The sequence below is a fragment of the Paracoccus sp. P2 genome (assembly GCF_046335115.1).
GTDB lineage: Bacteria > Pseudomonadota > Alphaproteobacteria > Rhodobacterales > Rhodobacteraceae > Paracoccus > Paracoccus pantotrophus.
In genome coordinates this window covers 1-567 of record NZ_JBGOSN010000190.1, presented here as the reverse complement: position 1 = coordinate 567, position 567 = coordinate 1, and the positions used below count along the sequence as shown (strand labels likewise).

Sequence of the window (567 nt, the reverse complement as noted above, 5' to 3'; positions counted from 1 at the left end):
CGCTGATCAAGGTGCTGCAATTCGTCGGCTTCATAGGGGCAATGCGCGAGGCCGGATGGGCCATGCCGCTGCTGGCGGCAACGCTTGGGGGCATCCTGACGACATGGGTGACCTTCGCGCCCTGCTTCGCCTGGATTCTGCTCGGGGCGCCGTTCATGGAAGGGCTGCGGGAAAACCGGGCGCTCGTGGCGGCGCTGGCTTCGGTCACGGCGGCGGTCGTGGGGGTGATCCTCAATCTCGCGATATGGTTCGCGATCCATGTGATCTGGCGCGAGGTCGAGCCTTTCAACTGGGGGCCGATCTCGACCAGCGTCCCTGTACCGGGCACGCTGGATGCCTGGGCGATGGCCCTTTCAGCGCTGGCTATCATCGCGGTGTTCCGTCTGAAACTCGGCATCGGCCTCGTGCTTGGTGGCGCGGCACTGGCTGGCCTCGGGCTGCATCTGGCCGGGGCAATCTGACGGCGGATGGCGAGGCCGCTGCCCGAGCCCCGAAGAAACCCGGATATCCGCGATGCCAGGGCGGATGCAGGTCGTCCACGGTCAGTTGATGGTGGTGCCTGCCCTG

General features: G+C 66.5%; 1 protein-coding gene. It reads left to right on the top strand.

Annotated elements, in window-relative coordinates; genetic code table 11:
• Nucleotides 1-461: chromate transporter (locus ACDP63_RS25145; RefSeq protein WP_409928886.1), on the top strand; the 461-nt coding region annotated here is incomplete at its 5' end.
• Between the last annotated feature and the right edge of the window lie 106 nt (nucleotides 462-567).